The sequence below is a fragment of the Corynebacterium sp. KPL2895 genome (genome assembly GCF_040225815.1).
GTDB classification, from domain to species: Bacteria; Actinomycetota; Actinomycetes; order Mycobacteriales; family Mycobacteriaceae; genus Corynebacterium; species Corynebacterium rhinophilum.
Genome location: NZ_JBEHFY010000001.1, coordinates 1 through 17045, shown reverse-complemented (window position 1 = coordinate 17045; position 17045 = coordinate 1). Strand labels below are relative to the sequence as shown.

The window sequence follows — 17045 nt, the reverse complement described above, 5'->3', positions numbered from 1 at the left end:
TTATTTCTCCTCATCTTCCGCAGCTGCTGAAGGCGAAGAACTCTCAGACGAGTCGGCGCCAACGGATGCCGAATTTTCAGTGGAGCGCTCCTCCGGCGCAGTAGCGGAAGAACGGGAATCTCCGTAGTAGCCGCGCTCGCGCCGCTCTTCAATCAGCGCATAAATTCCACCCAAACCATTCATCGATGGCTTGGCTGCCGCAGGGCGGCGGCCAATAATCTGCATCAACGGTGCCATGACCAAGAAGGACACGACGAGGTCGAAGACCGTGGTCAGGCCCAAAGTAAACGCGAAGCCCTTCACTTCACCGATGGCGAGGAAGTAGACAATGACAGAACCGATGAGTGTCACCGCATTACCGGTCACGATGGTGCTGCGCGAGCGCTCCCAGGCCTTCTGCGTTGCTGACCTAAAGGTTCTACCTTCTAAGAGTTCATCCTTGATGCGCTCGTAGTAGACCACGAACGAGTCCGCTGTCGCACCGACACCGATGACCAAACCGGCGATACCGGAAAGGTCGAGCGAGTACCCAATCCAGCGCCCCAGCAGCACAATAGCGCCGTAGGTCAGCAGGGCAGAGCCGAGCAAGAAGATAACGGACACACCACTGAGCGCGCGGAAGTAGTACAGCGAGTAAAGGATGACCAAAATCAAGCCTGCCAAGCCAGCCCAAAGACCAGCTTCTAGCGCTGCCTTACCCAGTGTCGGAGGAATGGACTCCACCGTGCCACCGGGCTCGCCATTCTCGCCGGCAAAGGACAGCGGCAATGCGCCGTAGCGCAGGTTATTGGCTAGGTTATTGGCTTCTTCTTGGCTAAATTCACCATTAATGGAGGTAGCGGAACCATACGGGGTAGCACCCTGGATAACCGGCGCAGAAATGACAGCCGAGTCAAGGGTGATAGCAATCTGGTCGTTCAGATGCTCCCGCGTAAGGTCAGCCCAGGTCTGGGAGCCGTTCGGGCCGTTGCCAGTCTTGAAGGAGAAGCTGATCTCCATCTGGCCGGACTGCGGGTTGAGGCCACCGTTGATCGGGGAATTGGTATCAATCTCATTACCCGTCAAACGGGTACCGTCTTCATCCTCAATGCCACTGAGCAACGGGGCTGGCTCCAAGACATAAGGAGTGCCGCTGTCGTAATCACAGGTAACAAAAGGCTTGGACGGATCGTCTGCGCCAGCCAGCGGGTCAGCGGCTCCCTGGCACGTCAAAAGTGAAGAGGCCGCTGCCTGCGTAGTCGGATCCTCCGATTGGCGGTCCTTCAACAACATCTCGGTGATTTCATCGCGACGCTCGGTCTGCTCAATTGAGTTGGACGGCTCATCCAAAGGCTTAGCGGAAACCTTCGGGGCCTTGACGTCTTTCGCTTCCTTGCCCTCAGCCTGCGCTTCTTGCTGGGCAACGGCATTGGTGACGTCTTCCAACTTCTTGTTAGCTTCTTCCTTATCTAGGACGCCGTATTTGACCCAGCGGTTGGCCATATCCTCCAGCTCTTTGTCGAGCTTGTCCAAATCCGGCGCCGAGGGTTGCGCCACCGGGCGGAAGTACAACTGAGAGGTCTGCCCCACTGCTTGGGCCTGCGAGGCGTCCTCGCCCGGTACTGTGATGACGAGGGTATTGCCGTTGATGACGACCTCGGAACCAGAAACGCCCATACCGTTCACGCGCTGTTCCAAAATATTGCGCGCCTGCCGTAGCTGGTCCTGGGTGGGGTCTTCACCTTGTGGTGCCAAGGTAACGCGCGTGCCGCCCTGCAGGTCAATGCCTAGCTTTGGGGTGGCTTGGCGGTTTCCGGTGAAAAAGACCAGCGCATAGATAACGACCACGATAAGCCCAAAAAGCGCGAGGGCGCGTTTAGGCCATTGGCGGTTGCTATTTTTCATAGCGCCTCGAGATGATGCGGACAACGATATTCTCCTGTGCACTGCAAACCAGGGTGATTAAACATTAAATACGGCCCGCCCAATTCGGCACGGGCACGTTAACAACGCACAATCGTACGTCATGGAACAACATTTTCCTTAACGGGGTCCGCGATTCAGCGAAAATGTGTCAGGTTCTACGTTTCCCTTAAGCCAATTGCAGGTTCAGAGAACACTAGCCGTGTGCACAGGGTGCGCCCGCGCCTGCCTTCGTTGAGAGCACGGGCGATAACGAGGAATTAGCGGTTAGAGGGCTGCTCGCCTTCCCCACCATTGAATCCGTCATCATTATTGTTCTTACCGTTGTCGCGCTGTGGCTCTCCAGCATTGTCTGCACCACCGCGGGCGAGGTTCTGAGCTTCGCTTTCGGTGCGAACCACCGCCATCTTGTCAAAGGTAAGGGTAACCCCCGGGGAAACCTCGAGGTCCACACTGGTATCGGTGGTTCCGCGCACCACGCCGTGGACACCGCCAGCGGTCACGATGCGATCTCCATTCTGCAGGGAGTTCTGCAGCGATTGCATGTCGTTTTGGCGCTGGCGTTGCTTACGCATCGCCATAAAGGAAGGAATGATGAACAAAATGACAATGATTATGAGAAAGATGATTTCCATAACTTTCCAGTATGCCAGACTGTTTGGTTCACAAAAACCATGGGCTAGTTCCACCTCACTGACACCATCAGCGAGGTGTTCATGCTCCCTTAAAACAGCCCAATTGCCCCATCCGGAGGCGTCAGGCCCAGGTGCTGCCAGGCGGCTGCGGTGGCTACTCTGCCCCGCCCAGTGCGCGAAATCATGCCGGCGCGAACCAAGTACGGCTCACATACCTCCTCCACAGTGGAGGGTTCCTCACCAACGGCGATGGCCAAGGTATTAACACCCACCGGCCCACCACCATGACCATTGATCAGGGCATTAAGAACGGCGCGGTCTAGCCGGTCCAACCCCATTTCATCAACATCGAATACCTCCAACGCCCCCTGCGCGGCGGAAAGATCGATGCGCCCGGTGCCATTGACCTCCGCATAGTCGCGCACGCGGCGCAGTAGGCGGTTGGCGATGCGCGGAGTGCCGCGCGAACGCGAGCCGATTTCAACGGCGGCATCATCGTCGATGGCGACGTCCAAGATATGTGCCGCACGCTTGATCACATGGGTGAGATCCTCGGTGCTGTAGTACTCCATTTGGGCGGTAAAGCCGAAGCGATCCCGCAGCGGACCAGTGAGCATTCCCGCTCGCGTTGTGGCTCCGACCAACGTAAACGGCGGGATCTCCAAGGGGATCGAGGTAGCTCCCGGCCCCTTGCCCACAATCACATCGATGCGGAAATCCTCCATGGCCATATAGAGCATTTCTTCGGCGGGGCGGGCTATGCGGTGGATCTCATCGATGAAGAGCACGTCGCCTTCCATGAGGTTCGAAAGCATGGCCGCGAGATCTCCCGCCCGCTCCAGCGCTGGACCCGAAGTCATGCGCAGCGACGTCCCAAGTTCCTGCGAAATGATCATGGCCATCGTGGTCTTACCCAGGCCGGGCGGACCCGATAGCAGGACGTGGTCTGGGGTGACCCCGCGGTTCTTCGCGCCAGTCAGCACGAGGGACAGCTGTTCCCTCACCTTTGGCTGCCCAATAAATTCCGTCAGGGATTTCGGGCGCAGGGAGCGCTCGATATCGTGTTCTTCGGCGTGAGCGGTGGCTTCCACATCACTATTGTGCTGTGAATCGTGCGCCTCATTCATTCCCTCCGGGAGGTTGAACTCGGTACGCTCAATATCGGACATGCTGTAGCCTTCGTGTCTTCTTGACGTCGTGTTCTTTTAACCCTGCTTACCCAACTGGGCTAGGGCCGCGCGCAGCAAGGTCGACGTATCCGCCGCGGGGGCTTCGGCATATGCCGCCTCCACCACGGGACGAGCCGCCTTCTCAGTAAATCCTAGGCCCAAGAGGGCTTCAGTAACGCTATCGACAACTGGGCCACCACCGCTTGTTGCCGCCGGCGCCGCATCAGCCGTTGGAGTTCCAGCAAAGCGCTTTACCTTATCTTTAAGCTCCAAGGTAAGGCGTTGGGCCATCCGCTTGCCGACGCCCGGAATAGACTGCAGCGCCTTAACATCCTCCCCGCCAATGGCTGCAGCCAGCTCTTCTGCTCCCATGACGGATAATGCAGCCAAGGCGAGTTTAGGGCCCAAGCCGGACACGGATTGCAGCACCTGGAACATTTCGCGATCGTCATCGCTGGTAAAACCGTACAGGGTCAACGCATCTTCCTTGACCACCAAGGTAGTGAGTACAAAGGCGGTTTCTCCGCGGCGCAGGGTTCCCAACGTCTTTGCGGTGGCCAAGAACTTATAGCCCACCCCTCCGCAATCAATAACGCCGTGATCTAAACCAATGAGGAGGACTTCTCCCCGCAATGCCGCAATCATTTTCTACCGTGCCTTCCTACCTGTGTACGCGTTCGCCATGACCTTGTATTTAATAAAACTTAGTGGGTGAGCAGTGCATTAGGGCTTGATGCTCTTCCCCCGCCCGCGGACACCACTGGTCTTTGCACCAAGCCCTAAACCGGTACTATCCATCCTGACAATCGCTGGCGCCCGCCAGCAATGACAGACAGCCAGCGCCAATGCGTCCGCTGCATCCGCCGGCTTGGTCGGCTCCGTAAGCCCCAGGATACGAGTAATCATCGCCGTCATTTGTTTCTTATCGGCGCGTCCGTTGCCAGAAATAGCCTTTTTCACCTCGGACGGGGTGTACATATACACCGGAATATCCCGCTCGGCGGCCGCGAGCACGAGGACTCCTACGACGTGTGCAGTCTGCATGACGGTCGAAACCTGGCCGCGTTCGAAGACGCGCTCTATGGCAACCACATCCGGCGAATAATCGTCCATCCACTCCTTAGCCGCAACGGACAGCCGCAGGAGCCGCTCGGTTAAATCTTTATCGCTCGGGGTCCGCACCACGCCAACGGAGACGGGAAGAATTGCGCGCCCGCGGCCTGCTTGGACCACGGACAGGCCACAGCGAGTAAGCCCAGGGTCGATGCCCATCACGCGCATGCCTTCGATATTCACACCCGCCCACTCCCCGTTCCGCGGCCTCGTCGTTTCTAGTCTCAATTCCCCATTATGTCTTACACACACATGTTCTACAACACGGCGTGAATTTTAGACTGCCCCAATAAAAACACAACAAAGCTCGGCGCCGGAATCTCCGCATGCGCGAAGACCCGCCACCGAGCTAGTGCCCCAATAAGTGCAGGAACCCTATTCTGCGTTGAGCTCCGCTAGGACCTCTTCCGATAGATCCATATTGGTATATACGTTCTGGACGTCGTCGGATTCTTCCAAAACATCGATGAGGCGGAAGATCTTCTTGGCGTCATTGGCCTCGAGGGGAACCTCAACTGAGGCACGGAAATCGTTATCGGAGTCATCGACTTCGATATCTGCTTCCTTAAGGGCTTCCCTGACAGCCTGCACATCCGTGGGAGCGCAGATGATCTCAAATTTCTCGCCCTGGTCTTTGACCTCTTCAGCGCCGGCATCGAGCACTGCCATCAAGACATCGTCCTCACTCAGCTCACCCTTTTCCAACAAGACATAACCGGTGCGGGAGAACATATAAGCAACCGAGCCGGATTCACCCAGGTTGCCGCCATTTTTGCTCATCGCTGTGCGGACATCGGTAGCCGCGCGGTTGCGGTTATCGGTCAAGCATTCAATCAGCATTGCGACGCCATTGGGGCCATAGCCCTCGTACATGATGGTCTCCCAGTCGGCACCACCAGCTTCTTCACCAGAGCCGCGCTTGCGGGCGCGCTCGATGTTGTCATTGGGGACAGAGGCCTTTTTGGCCTTCTTAATCATGTCATCGAGCGTTGGGTTGGCCGCAGGATCACCACCGCCGGTTCGCGCCGCCACTTCAATGTTCTTAATGAGCTTGGCAAATTCCTTGCCGCGCTTGGCGTCATTGGCAGCCTTCTTGTGCTTGGTAGTTGCCCATTTTGAGTGGCCTGACATTAAGTCCCTTTCTAATTGGGTTCTAAATCTGTTGACAATTATACGTGCCCTGCACGAACTGGGAAAAGCGCCCCCATGATACAGACGCTTTTCTAGACGTTATGCCAATTGCCGTGCGCAGAACCGCTACCTAAGTTCTCATCAAGGAACCGAGTCAAGCCTTCTTGGTTGACCAATGCAACGAGTTCGCCCTGCTCATTGAATAATTTACCGCGCGCGATCGCCGTTCCTTGCGCTGCTGTGGGCGATACCTGCTCATAGAGCAACCACTCATCCACGCGAAAGGGGCGAAGAAACCATACCGCATGGTCAAGGCTTGCCAGTTGCACCTTCTCCCCCTGGTGCGGAATGAGCGCCGCCCGGATAAGGGTCATATCGGACATATACGTCAGGGCGGCGCGGTGGAAGTCGGGGTCACTCCCAAGCTCGCCGGTATTGCGGAACCAAATATGGCGATATCCGGCACCTGTCACCTCCGCGGCGGCATCATCGCGGCCCTCATCGGGCACCAAACGAATATCCCAATCGGCCCACTCCTTCAAGATAATCCGGGTGGAATAGGGCGCCCCGCCGCCACGGCGAGCGGCTTCATCGGGGCTTAATACCTGCGGTGCCACATCCTGATGTTCGGGACCTGCATCTCCATCGCGGTGGAAACTAGCCAGCATAATAAAGACGAGGCGGCCGCCTTGGATGACCCGAACCTGCCGGCTGGCAAAGGAACGACCATCACGCAGCCTTTCTACCTGCAACTCCAGCGGCTTTTTCGTATCACCTGGGCCAACGAAATAACCATGGAGGGAATGCACCTGCTTGCCCTCCACCGTCCTTTGCGCCGCGGCAAGGGCCTGCGCGGCAACTTGCCCGCCAAAGGTGCGTTCAATCTGCGAGGGGATCGCCGGGCCAGAAAAGACATCCGCATCTTGGGTACCTTCTAATGCCAAAACCTCAGAAATGGTGCCCACAGTCATCCTTTCTTGCGCGCCTACTATGCGCTACATCACGTAAGTCTTCGTCTGCCTTGCCACCCTACTCCCCGAGGCAGTTCAACCCCCGGTGACGAGGAACCTGATTCGAACTACTCAACGACCAAATTATTCCCTAGAATCTTTTGGGTGAAAAGATTCGCGACAGTTCCTGCGGTATGGGTGAGCTGGGTGCTCGCCCGCTTGGTTTTGGTCTATTTTTTGAAGCTCGACCAAAGCGCACGCGGCGATGTTGCCTATTATTTCGCCGGCCTTTTTGGCACCGATCCTACGAAGATGACCGAATACCCCCACGCGGGCACGTGGCCCACCATCATCTTAAGCTGGTTCACCGGTGGAGACCGCGGCGTATTCTATATCGGCTTTACCATCATGACGCTGCTTGTCGATGCCACCTTCCTCGCCCTCCTGCTGCGCCACCACGAACGCAATAAGCGGGTTTTTCTCGCCGGCTGGTTCTGGGTATTTTTTGGCACGGCTGCAGGACACGTCTTTGTGTGGCGCCTCGATATTTTTCCTGCCGTCGCCGTCGCCGGTGCCGCAGCGCTTCTTATTTCTCATCCCAAGACAGGCGCCGTCCTATTGGGCTTCGCTACCACCATGAAGCTCTGGCCAGGCGTCCTCGCGGCCGGACTGGTAGGGCGTTTTAATAACTCTAATTCCTGGCTGCGATTGACGTCCTATTTTGGCTCCGTTGCTGCTCTTTCTGCGTTCACAGTTTTTACCTCCGGTATGGACCGACTCCTTTCCCCACTGAATTATCAGGGGGTGCGCGGGCTCCAACTCGAATCCGTTCCGGCGACATACTTGCTATTGCAGGCACATCTCAACCCGGGTAAATGGCGATTAGGTTATGCGCCCTCCAAGAGCTTTGAGATTTCTGGCCCGGGAGTCGATACCGCCATCATGTGGAGCACTATCGCGACGGCCGGGATGCTGGTATTTGCCCTGAGCTGGGCGCTATACCGTTTCTTCGCCGGAGGGTGGACCTCGCGAACGACCATCGCCTTCTTCACCCTCATGGTGCTACTACTCATAGCCACCAATAAGGTATTTTCGCCCCAGTACATCATTTGGCTAGGCCCCCTCTTCGCTGTGGTCATACGCCAACAGCTCCCCGCCGGGTTTGTACCCATCAAAATCTGTCAGGGCCTCCTCGCTGTATGCGCAGTTGCAGCCGCCGCGCTTGGCACCTACATCTACCCTTTCCACTATGACTACGTGTGGAAGTATGTGGGCGAAAATCTGACTCCGGTCTACGTGCTCGTCGCCCGCAACGTCCTCATCCTCGTAGCGGTGCTCTTTGCGCTTATATGGTTCATCCTTGAGGTGAGCTTGTCGCGACGCATAGAAAAAGCCATCGTGGCAGCAGGCGGCTTGGAAACAAGCCCGGAAGCCGGCGCAGAGAACGCGTCCTCGCCAAATACGGGGCGAATTAACGTGCCCGGTTCTGACACCCCTGCCGAAGCTGAAGCGAGCACCGATGCCGCTAAGGAGGTAACGCGCGGCTAGATTTTCAATCTGCCAGCATGTAGTCGAAGTACTCGGGTAATTTAGCGGTTCCGCCGAGGTGGAAAAAGCGCACCGCTGGGCGCAGGCGCAGCGCGCGCGTATCGCTGACCGCCTCGTTATAAAAGCGATGCGCCAGCTGGATGCGGCCTTCTGCATCCGCCAAGGCGGCCGGGCGCTGGCCTACCGGAAAATCGCGCACGATGGCCGCCGAAAGCTCGCGTTCTACCATGGTGCGGGCTTCAAAATGCCCATGTGAAAGCTCCGTGGATTCGGCCTTTTGCGCCAAAGCGGCAAGATCTGGGGACACAGCCGCCGTTACCGCCGCCCGGCGGTCCAGCGCCGCCTGCAGCTGCGCCAGTGCGGCATCGGTGCGAATGTGCAGGAAGTTTAGCCGCTGCGCGGTAAAAATGGCCCACGATCCTAAAAGTATGAGGATGACGAGCGCAATGGTTATCTCAATCCCCATCATCGCTTCACCCTTACCTTCGTGCCATCTTGCACCGTTTCATAAACCTGCATGACCGCCGCGGCAACATGGTCCCAGTCATACATCTGGGCGCGTTGGACGCCATTGCGCACCAAGCGCCGCCGGTAGTCACCATCATCCAAGACCTGGTTCAGCACGCGCGCCAAATCGGAGGCATCGCCGGTGCGGAAAAGCGCTCCCGCGGGTTCATCAGATTCCGCGTTGCACACCGCGCGAAAGGCCTCCAAATCGGAAGCCACGACGGCGGCACCGGCGGCCATGGCCTCTACCAACACGATGCCAAAGCTCTCCCCGCCCGTATTCGGCGCCACGTAAACATCGGCCCGGCCTAAAACCTGTGCCTTTTCTGCATCGCTGACGCGCCCGACAAAGTCCACGCCCTCAACCTCGCGGGCGCGGCCGCCGCCCATAATGGTAACGCGGATATTCTTATTGACCTGGCGCAATGCGGCTAACAGGATATCCAGCCCCTTCCGTGGCTCGTCGAGGCGGCCGAGGAAGACGACCTCGAGTGGGGCATCGGCAAGCGCGGGCTGGCTTTTCTTGCGCGCAAGCGCATAGACGGAGGTATCGACGCCGTTGGGGATCAGGACGGGATCGCCGCCCAATTGCTCCACCTGCCAACGCCGCGCCATATCCGATACCGCAATGCCTCCGCGAATCTTTTCCAAAAAGGGCATAAGCAGCGGCTTTGCCAGGGTAAGGATGAGGGAATTGGCCGCCGAGGCGTGGTACGTCGCCACCATCGGGCCGTGTGCCACGGCCAAGGCGGTCATGGAAAAACTCGGGGAATTGGGCTCGTGGATATGCAGGACATCGAAATCCCCGTCCTGGATGAAGCGCTTGACCTTGCGGGTTACCTTTGGCCCCACCGACAAGCGCGCGACCGAGCCGTTATACGCAATCGGGAAGGCTGGGCCGCCCTTGACCACGAAATCCGGCAGCGGCGTGGACTCCGCGGCGGGCCCAAGGACCTGGACAAAGTGGCCCTGTTCTATGAAAACGGCGGCTAGGTCAAGGATATGGGCCTGCACGCCACCGGGTTCGTCAAAAGAATACGGGCAAATGATACCGATGCGCATTAACGGGAACGTTCCTTTCGCGCTTGCCGGCGCCGTTCCACATCCTCATTCCATTGCGGCTGCAACATGTGCCAGTCTGCGGGGTGGCGCCGGATATTGGCCGCAAACCCATCCGCCATGCGCTGGGTGGTCTCCTGAATATCGGTGACCTCTACTTCTGGCGACACCGATAACCCCCAGCCATCGCCTTCAAACCAGGAATGCACCACGTGGAGTGCCGCACCGGTTTCGATGGCCAGCTGCGCAGGACCTGCCGCCATATTGGCTTCCTCGCCCATAAAATCTACTGTGATACCGCTGCGGGTGATATCGCGCTCTGCCAATAGGCAGACCACTCCACCCTCCTCAAGGGCCTCCTTCAGCCGCGCAAAGGGCGTAGCCGGCCCACCGGTAAGCGGCAGGACTTCAAAGCCTAATTCCTCGCGGTAATCTACGAAGGCATCAAAAAGCACCTCCGGCCTTAACCGCTCTGCCACGGTGGTAAATTGCCCGTAATGGCCCACCAGGAAAACCCCGGCCATATCCCAATTGCCGGAGTGTGGCAGCGCCAGGATCACGCCGCGGCCAGATTGCGCGGAGGCATCAAAGTGCTCAAGGCCCTCCAGGCCGCCCATGAGGCGCTCGTGCAGCTGGGGATCGGAATGAATCGCGGGAAGGCGAAACGCCTCCATCCAATAGCGCATATACGAGCGCATGGAATCGCGCACCAATTCGCGCGTGACGTTTTCTGCCCCCACCACGCGGGTGAGGTTTCGTCGCAGTCCATCCATGCCGCGCCCGTTATCGCTCGCGAAATCCGCGACCCACCGGAAGATGGTGCGCGCTACCGGCTGGGGCAACCGGCGAACTACCTTCCAGCCCGCCAAATACCCAGCGGCTGCTACGTCTTCTTTATCCCACATGGTGGCCGGATCCTCCAGAAAAGTGTGTGCGCAATCCACGAACTAGCCGGAACGATAGCCCCCGCTGCGCCCATGTTCGCTTGATTTACATCTCGGCGTCTTGGCGCGCTGCAATGGCAATGCGCTGGTACACGGTAAATATTGAGCCTACTGCCAAGATCCACAGCGATACCGCCGCGGCGTACTCTACGCCCAAGCCCTCTAGGCCAATGCCGCCTAAAGCCAAGATGAGGCGCTCGGGGCGCTCAATCAGTCCGCCCACCATGGTGAAACCGGAGGCCTCTCCCCTAGCCTTGATATAGGAAATGACCTGGGAGCATACCAAGGTAATGAGGCAGGCCGCCACGGTCCATTTGGACGCGTCTGCGGTATACACCAGCCACCAAGCGATAGCGCAGAATAATGCGCCATCGGTAATGCGGTCACAGCTCGCATCCAGCGTGGCGCCGAAAGCGCTCGATTTACCGGTCAGGCGGGCCATGGTGCCATCGAGCATGTCAAAGGCGGCAAAGAGGCCGGATAGTACTGCAGCGATAAAGAGGTGGCCGGTAGGAATGAGGATCACCGAAATAGCGATGGTCACAATAGTGCCTACAACCGTGACCACGTTGGGTGTCAATCCCAACTTTAAAAAGGTCTTGGCTATAGGTTCCACCACCACGGCGGCGGGCTTTCGCCCATGCACGCTAAGCACGCGAGTCCTCCTCTTCCATGTCACGCCAACCCTCTGCCAGGACACGACGGGTGTCTTGCAGTAGTTGCGGTAATACCTTAGTCCCATCGAGGACAGTCATAAAGTTACTATCCCCGGGCCACCTTGGCACCACATGCAAATGCAGGTGGTCTCCCACTGAGCCGCCGGACGCGCGCCCCAGGTTAAAGCCCACATTAATGGCCTCTGGCTGTGAGACGCGCTTGAGCACCCGCACGGCCTTTTGGGCAAAGGCCATGAGCTCGTGGGATTCCTCCTCGGTGAGGTTTTCCAGCTCGGATTCCTTGCGGTACGGCACCACCATGAGGTGGCCGGCGTTATAGGGGAACAGATTGAGCAGCGCATATACCGACTCACCGCGCGCAATGATGAGTCCATCCTCATCACTGCCCTTGGGTGCTTCCACGAAGGGATCCCCGGACCGCTGCGCGATATAGGCCATCCGGTACGGCGCCCACAGTCGCTCCAACCGGTCCGGCTCACCGGCACCGGTATCGACGAACGTCTCCTCGCTATGTCCCTTCTGCGGGTTAGCGCCGGGCACGAATGAGCTCTTCTGTCGGCTGCTCGTTGGTGCGCTCTGCCACCCACGTGGAGATGAGCTCAACGGCTTCCTCGACGGGCACTCCATTGACCTGCGTGCCATCCAAGAAGCGGAAGGACACCGCACCGGCTTCCACATCGCGGGCACCGGCGACCAGCATGAAGGGCACCTTACCTGTCGTGTGGTTGCGGATCTTTTTCTGCATGCGGTCATCGGAGGTATCCACGTCCGCGCGAATGCCCTTGACGCGCAGCTTGGCGGCGACGTCTTCCAGATGCGGGACGAAGTCATCCGCAACGGGAATGCCCATGACCTGGTGCGGTGCCAACCACGCCGGGAAGGCGCCCGCGTAGTGCTCAAGGAGCACACCGAAGAAGCGCTCGATGGAGCCGAAGAGGGCCCGGTGAATCATGATCGGGCGCTTCTTCGTGCCATCGGAGGCAGTGTACTCCAGCTCAAAACGCTCGGGCAGGTTGAAGTCCAGCTGCACCGTGGACATCTGCCAGGTACGTCCAATGGCATCGCGAGCCTGGACGGAGATCTTCGGCCCGTAGAACGCGGCGCCCTCAGGGTCAGGAACGAGCTCGAGGCCGGATTTTTCCGCCACAGACTGCAAGATCGTGGTCGAGCGCTCCCAAATCTCATCGGAGCCGACAAACTTATTGGGGTCCTTGGTGGAAAGCTCCAAGTAGAAATCGGAAAGGCCGTAATCCTCAAGCAGCGAAATGATGAAGTCCAGAACCTGGGTAAGCTCTTCTTCCAGCTGCTCTTCGGTGCAGTAAATGTGGGCATCGTCCTGGGTAAAGCCGCGCGCACGGGTCAGGCCATGCACCACGCCGGACTTTTCGTAGCGGTAGACCGTACCGAATTCAAAAAGGCGCAGCGGCAACTCACGGTAGGAACGGCCGCGGGATGCAAAGATCAGGTTGTGCATCGGGCAGTTCATCGGCTTGGCGTAGTAGTCCTGCGGCTCCTTGACTGTATTTCCCTCGGCGTCATACTCGCCATCGAGCTGCATCGGCGGGAACATGCCATCGGAGTAGAAATCAAGGTGGCCGGATTTACGGAAGAGGTCGCCCTTGGTGATGTGCGGGGTATTGACAAAGGAGTAACCCGCCTGCACGTGGCGGTTGCGGGAGTGGTTTTCCATCTCCATGCGCACGGTCGCGCCATTGGGGTGGAATACCGGGAAACCGGAACCGATTTCATCCGGGAAGGAAAACAGGTCTAGTTCTTGGCCCAAGCGGCGGTGATCGCGCTTTTCTGCCTCTTCCACCATGGTCTGGTAGGCGGCCAATGCGTCCTTGGACTCAAAGGCGGTGCCGTAGATGCGCTGCAGGCCAGCGTTAGCCTGGTCGCCGCGCCAGTAGGCGGCGGACGAACGAGTCAGGGCAAAGGCTGGAATATATTTTGTGGTGGGAACGTGTGGGCCGCGACATAGGTCAAACCATTCCACCTCATTGGTGCGCGGGTTCACGTTGTCATAATGCGTCAAGTCACCGGCACCGACCTCGGCGGCCTCATCGGAGTCTGGGTCCACATTGCCCTTGTCCTGGATAAGTTCCAGCTTGAAGGGCTCATCCTGCAAGGCCTGCTCTGCCTCAGCCGTGGACACGTAGGTGTGGCGCTCGAAGCGCTGGCCACCCTTGATGATCTTCTTCATCCGCTTTTCCAGGGCCTTGAGATCCTCCGGGGTGAAGGGCTCAGCGGTCTGGAAATCGAAGTAGAAGCCGTTTTCAATGGATGGGCCAATGCCCAGCTTGGTGCCGGGGAACTCGGCTTGCACGGCCTGGGCCATGACGTGGGCGCAGGAGTGGCGAATGACGGCGCGGCCATCTTCCTCACAGGCGGCTACCGGAACAAACGTCGATTCCTCATCCGGGGTGTGCGAGAGGTCAAAAAGAGTACCGTCCACGCCGCGGACTACCACGACTGCCTCTGGGCCCTTATTGGGCAGGTCCAGCTCGCGGAGGACCGCGCCAACCGCTTGTCCGGCCGGCACGGTGAAGGATTCGTAATTTACCGGTGCCGCGGGAATAAGTTCCGCCATATTCGCGCTCCTTTTTGCGCTCGCGCAGATACGGCATACCTGGCCGCATCCACTAGTTAAATTTACGGATAGTCATTCTACAGGCCTGCATGCGTGCAAAGCGATTCCGCCCACCACGTTTCTTTACCATCGCCGCCTTTGGTTCCCGGCGGGCAGAAATACATCGCCGAACCAATGTGGGTCAGCCACTCATTCAGCAGGTCCGCCTCATCAAGGCGCGCCTGGATGGGCTCGAATTGCTTGGTGGGATCCTGTTGGTAGCAAATAAAGATTTGACCAATATTGGATAGTTGGCCATCCTTGCCATCCGGCGGCAGCTCGTAGTTATAGGGGCGGCGCAAAATCTTTTGCTCTGGGTGGTCCTTCGGCGCGGTGGCGCGCGCCATGTGGGAATTCTTATCAATGACGGGCAAGCCATACTCATCCGTGGCCTTAAAGTCCGCCTCATCGAATTCCTTATCACCCGTAAGCGGTGCCCCATTTTCCAGTTTGCGGCCCACCGCATTTTCGCGGGAAGGCCGATCCAGCTTTTCCCAGGTGTCGAGGTTCATGCGGATGCGGCGCACCACCATGGCCGCGCCACCCTGCTGCCACTTTGGTCCGTCCTCGATCCAGACCTGGTCGGCGAATTCTTCATCGCCGTGCGGGTTAACGGTGCCATCTTTTTGGCCAAACATATTGCGAGCGGTTTCGCCCTTTTCGTGGCTGCCGTAGGCGTTGATAAAGCCCTGCTGCAGCCAGCTAACTTCGGCATAATGCTCGCCTGAGCGCACCATGTGCCGCAGGGCGTAGGTATTCATCAGCGGGTCATCGCTGCAGATTTGCAGGACGATGTCAGTCTGGCCCCACTTTTCTTCTAATTGGTCGCGGGAATAGGCGCGGACATCGCCAAGCCACTCCGGTTTATCCACGCCCAGCAGCGAGAAAATGCTCTCACCCAGCCCACACGTGATGGTGAGGTTCGCCGGCTGGCGCACCATTTCCGGCTCCAAAGTCCCCAACGGGGGCTGGCCCGTACACAGCGCACGCGCATCCTCGGTCCACAACTTCATCAGGCGGGCAAAGCCCTGCTTGCCGATGTCCCCTTTGAGATCAAAGCCCACCAAGTTCAGGTGTGCTTGCTCCGGCGTGTCAATGCCGGCCTGGTGTGGGCCGTCGAAAGCTACGGTGGCATCGGCAAGCGGAGTGTTCTCCTCCGCTTCAGCGTTTGGTGTTGATCTATCCGAGTTGCACCCCACCAGCGCAAAGGCACTGGTAGACACTGCAGCGCCAGTGAGAAATCCCCTTCTGCTGAATCCCGTCATGACTAGTGCTTGTGATTTTCTTTCTCGTCGTCCTTGCCGGAGTGCTCGTGGCCTGCATGATCGGAGTGATCGTGGCCTGCGTGACCGTGGTCCATGCCCTCCATGTCGCCGTAGTCCTCATCGCCAGCACCCATGGTGCGGGCCTGGATGGTGCCCAGGTCAAGCTCCTCGCCGTCAGACAGGGTGACCGTCATCTCGAGGGAATCACCAGGCATGATGCCTTCCTTCATGCCCATCAGCATGAAGTGGTCACCGCCAGGAGCAAGCTCGTGGCTCTCGCCGGCCTTGACAACCAAGGGGCTGGATTTTTCGCGCATCTGGCCATCGACGGTCTCGTGAATCTGGTTCATCTCTGCGTCCAGGCTCGTGGAGAAACCGGTAATCTCGATGTCTTTATCCGAGTGGTTGACCAACGTACCGAAGATGGCGGTCATATCCTTGTCTTCGTTGGCGCGGACGACGGCGTCCTCGAAGGTCAGGTCCTTATCCGCTGCAGCGGTAGATTTACTGGTTTCTGCGGTGGAAGAAGCGGCCGAAGTCGACTCCGAATTGCTGGAATCGCTCTCGTTATCCGGGGAGCAGCCAGCAAGAACCAGGGCGCTGAGGGAAACGCTGGCAATCAGGCGGGAAATTTTCTTAGTCATTATTTGTGACCTTTCGAGTCGTTTCGACGAGTTTTAGCAATCAACAAAGCCAGCACGGCCGCTATGGCCAGCACACCGCCCACGCCCAGGATGATTTTCACCGAGGTGGGCATATCGCTCGAAGAATCTGCAGCTCCATCTGCATCTGCAGCGTCGGTGGAAGAAGCATCATCGCTATCCTCACCTTTCACCGTAAATGAGACCCCACCGCGCGTGGCGTGTCCATCCGAGGAGGTGATGTTGTAACCCACCTGGTAGTTTCCTGGCCCGGGATCGACATCATCTGGAGTCGTGATCGTGAGATCGCGGTCATCTAGCTCCGGCTCCTGGCTAAAGATCTGTTCGCCAGTGTCCTTATTGGTCACCGCAAAGGTGTTGAACTGATCCTTTGGGATGCCGGAAAACTCCAGGGTGATTTCCTCAGGAAACTCCTCGAGCTGGTCGCCCTCCTTTACGGTTCCGCCTACGACGGAATCGTGCGCCAGTGCTACAGGTGCGGATCCGCCCGCGATAAGTGCGGTAGCTCCCACCGCCACTGCCGTGCGACGCAACCAAGGTACGCGATGGCTCATTTTCAGCTCCTTCAGTTCTGAATTTTGCGTATGCATGCAAAGACATCTTAATCCCAACGAACGTCTTGGTGACATTCGTGGTCATCAGGGTATCTCTATCAATAGTCGGTAACCGTATCTTCATAGTTCCGCATCGAAGCGAAAAAGTCTGCGATCTCCATCACTTCAAAAGTGTGGGGTGTGGCGGATACAAAAAAGCCGCCTTGGTGACAAGGCGGCTTGAGTGGAGCGGATGACGAGACTCGAACTCGCGACCCTCACCTTGGCAAGGTGATGCGCTACCAACTGCGCTACATCCGC

At 58.2% G+C, this 17045-nt stretch carries 17 protein-coding genes and 1 tRNA gene; 1 reads left to right on the top strand and 17 read right to left on the bottom strand.

Annotation, left to right across the window (positions count from 1 at the left end; all coding sequences use genetic code 11):
• The 7 genes from secD to ABRP95_RS00060 form a co-directional block, all read right to left on the bottom strand.
• Window positions 1-1884: a protein translocase subunit SecD gene (gene secD, locus ABRP95_RS00090; protein ID WP_349838737.1), complete on the bottom strand. Its 1884-nt coding sequence runs from the start codon at window positions 1882-1884 to the stop codon at window positions 1-3.
• 278 nt (window positions 1885-2162) lie between these two features.
• Complete coding sequence (yajC, locus tag ABRP95_RS00085) at window positions 2163-2537, bottom strand: preprotein translocase subunit YajC (RefSeq protein WP_349838736.1); 375 nt, start codon at window positions 2535-2537, stop codon at window positions 2163-2165.
• 89 nt (window positions 2538-2626) lie between these two features.
• Complete coding sequence (gene ruvB / locus ABRP95_RS00080; protein WP_284784229.1) at window positions 2627-3706, bottom strand: Holliday junction branch migration DNA helicase RuvB; 1080 nt, start codon at window positions 3704-3706, stop codon at window positions 2627-2629.
• Window positions 3707-3742: 36 nt separating this feature from the next.
• Window positions 3743-4351: a Holliday junction branch migration protein RuvA gene (gene ruvA, locus ABRP95_RS00075; protein WP_284769706.1), complete on the bottom strand. Its 609-nt coding sequence runs from the start codon at window positions 4349-4351 to the stop codon at window positions 3743-3745.
• 78 nt (window positions 4352-4429) lie between these two features.
• On the bottom strand, window positions 4430-5002 hold the full coding sequence (gene ruvC / locus ABRP95_RS00070) for a crossover junction endodeoxyribonuclease RuvC (RefSeq protein WP_349838735.1): 573 nt from the start codon (window positions 5000-5002) through the stop codon (window positions 4430-4432).
• A 192-nt stretch (window positions 5003-5194) separates the two neighbouring features.
• On the bottom strand, window positions 5195-5950 hold the full coding sequence (locus ABRP95_RS00065; RefSeq protein WP_349838734.1) for a YebC/PmpR family DNA-binding transcriptional regulator: 756 nt from the start codon (window positions 5948-5950) through the stop codon (window positions 5195-5197).
• A gap of 92 nt (window positions 5951-6042) precedes the next feature.
• On the bottom strand, window positions 6043-6921 hold the full coding sequence (locus ABRP95_RS00060) for an acyl-CoA thioesterase (RefSeq protein WP_284782051.1): 879 nt from the start codon (window positions 6919-6921) through the stop codon (window positions 6043-6045).
• Window positions 6922-7065: 144 nt separating this feature from the next.
• Here ABRP95_RS00060 and ABRP95_RS00055 point away from each other — a divergent pair, with 144 nt between their 5' ends.
• A complete protein-coding gene (locus ABRP95_RS00055; RefSeq protein ID WP_284782052.1) occupies window positions 7066-8448 on the top strand; it encodes a DUF2029 domain-containing protein in 1383 nt (460 codons plus the stop codon).
• A 4-nt stretch (window positions 8449-8452) separates the two neighbouring features.
• Here the strand turns inward: ABRP95_RS00055 and ABRP95_RS00050 are convergent, their stop codons facing one another.
• The 10 genes from ABRP95_RS00050 to ABRP95_RS00005 all read right to left on the bottom strand — a co-directional run bounded on the left by ABRP95_RS00050 (window position 8453) and on the right by ABRP95_RS00005 (window position 17045).
• A complete protein-coding gene (locus ABRP95_RS00050) occupies window positions 8453-8914 on the bottom strand; it encodes a hypothetical protein (RefSeq protein WP_237799537.1) in 462 nt (153 codons plus the stop codon).
• Complete coding sequence (locus ABRP95_RS00045) at window positions 8914-10017, bottom strand: glycosyltransferase family 4 protein (RefSeq protein ID WP_349838733.1); 1104 nt, start codon at window positions 10015-10017, stop codon at window positions 8914-8916. Before ABRP95_RS00045 ends, ABRP95_RS00050 begins: the two co-directional genes overlap by 1 nt.
• Window positions 10017-10919, bottom strand: coding sequence for a phosphatidylinositol mannoside acyltransferase (locus ABRP95_RS00040; protein ID WP_284609411.1), 903 nt, complete (start codon window positions 10917-10919; stop codon window positions 10017-10019). The genes ABRP95_RS00045 and ABRP95_RS00040 overlap by 1 nt, the downstream gene beginning before the upstream one ends.
• 85 nt (window positions 10920-11004) lie before the next feature.
• Window positions 11005-11613, bottom strand: a complete 609-nt coding sequence (gene pgsA, locus ABRP95_RS00035) for a phosphatidylinositol phosphate synthase (RefSeq protein WP_284769698.1) — start codon at window positions 11611-11613, stop codon at window positions 11005-11007.
• Window positions 11606-12175, bottom strand: a complete 570-nt coding sequence (locus tag ABRP95_RS00030; RefSeq protein ID WP_284784242.1) for an HIT family protein — start codon at window positions 12173-12175, stop codon at window positions 11606-11608. The genes pgsA and ABRP95_RS00030 overlap by 8 nt, the downstream gene beginning before the upstream one ends.
• The gene (gene thrS / locus ABRP95_RS00025; RefSeq protein WP_284784243.1) at window positions 12162-14225 is read right to left on the bottom strand and encodes a threonine--tRNA ligase; all 2064 of its coding nucleotides are present in this window, start codon (window positions 14223-14225) and stop codon (window positions 12162-12164) included. The genes ABRP95_RS00030 and thrS overlap by 14 nt, the downstream gene beginning before the upstream one ends.
• Before the next feature lie 77 nt (window positions 14226-14302).
• Complete coding sequence (locus ABRP95_RS00020) at window positions 14303-15529, bottom strand: Dyp-type peroxidase (protein ID WP_284784244.1); 1227 nt, start codon at window positions 15527-15529, stop codon at window positions 14303-14305.
• A 2-nt stretch (window positions 15530-15531) separates the two neighbouring features.
• On the bottom strand, window positions 15532-16173 hold the full coding sequence (locus ABRP95_RS00015; protein ID WP_284784246.1) for a copper chaperone PCu(A)C: 642 nt from the start codon (window positions 16171-16173) through the stop codon (window positions 15532-15534).
• A complete protein-coding gene (locus ABRP95_RS00010; protein ID WP_410757085.1) occupies window positions 16173-16781 on the bottom strand; it encodes a copper resistance CopC family protein in 609 nt (202 codons plus the stop codon). Before ABRP95_RS00010 ends, ABRP95_RS00015 begins: the two co-directional genes overlap by 1 nt.
• 188 nt (window positions 16782-16969) lie before the next feature.
• Window positions 16970-17045, bottom strand: a tRNA-Gly gene (locus ABRP95_RS00005).

Bases quoted from the DNA above. Each gene is read 5' to 3' on its own strand.
- ABRP95_RS00010 (WP_410757085.1), bottom strand. From the start codon at position 16,781: ATGCATACGCAAAATTCAGAACTGAAGGAGCTGAAAATGAGCCATCGC.
- thrS (WP_284784243.1), bottom strand. From the start codon at position 14,225: ATGGCGGAACTTATTCCCGCGGCACCGGTAAATTACGAATCCTTCACC.
- ABRP95_RS00050 (WP_237799537.1), bottom strand. From the start codon at position 8,914: ATGGGGATTGAGATAACCATTGCGCTCGTCATCCTCATACTTTTAGGA.
- ABRP95_RS00020 (WP_284784244.1), bottom strand. From the start codon at position 15,529: ATGACGGGATTCAGCAGAAGGGGATTTCTCACTGGCGCTGCAGTGTCT.
- secD (WP_349838737.1), bottom strand. From the start codon at position 1,884: ATGAAAAATAGCAACCGCCAATGGCCTAAACGCGCCCTCGCGCTTTTT.
- ruvA (WP_284769706.1), bottom strand. From the start codon at position 4,351: ATGATTGCGGCATTGCGGGGAGAAGTCCTCCTCATTGGTTTAGATCAC.
- yajC (WP_349838736.1), bottom strand. From the start codon at position 2,537: ATGGAAATCATCTTTCTCATAATCATTGTCATTTTGTTCATCATTCCT.
- ruvB (WP_284784229.1), bottom strand. From the start codon at position 3,706: ATGTCCGATATTGAGCGTACCGAGTTCAACCTCCCGGAGGGAATGAAT.
- ABRP95_RS00065 (WP_349838734.1), bottom strand. From the start codon at position 5,950: ATGTCAGGCCACTCAAAATGGGCAACTACCAAGCACAAGAAGGCTGCC.
- ABRP95_RS00060 (WP_284782051.1), bottom strand. From the start codon at position 6,921: ATGACTGTGGGCACCATTTCTGAGGTTTTGGCATTAGAAGGTACCCAA.
- ABRP95_RS00040 (WP_284609411.1), bottom strand. From the start codon at position 10,919: ATGTGGGATAAAGAAGACGTAGCAGCCGCTGGGTATTTGGCGGGCTGG.
- ABRP95_RS00015 (WP_284784246.1), bottom strand. From the start codon at position 16,173: ATGACTAAGAAAATTTCCCGCCTGATTGCCAGCGTTTCCCTCAGCGCC.
- ABRP95_RS00045 (WP_349838733.1), bottom strand. From the start codon at position 10,017: ATGCGCATCGGTATCATTTGCCCGTATTCTTTTGACGAACCCGGTGGC.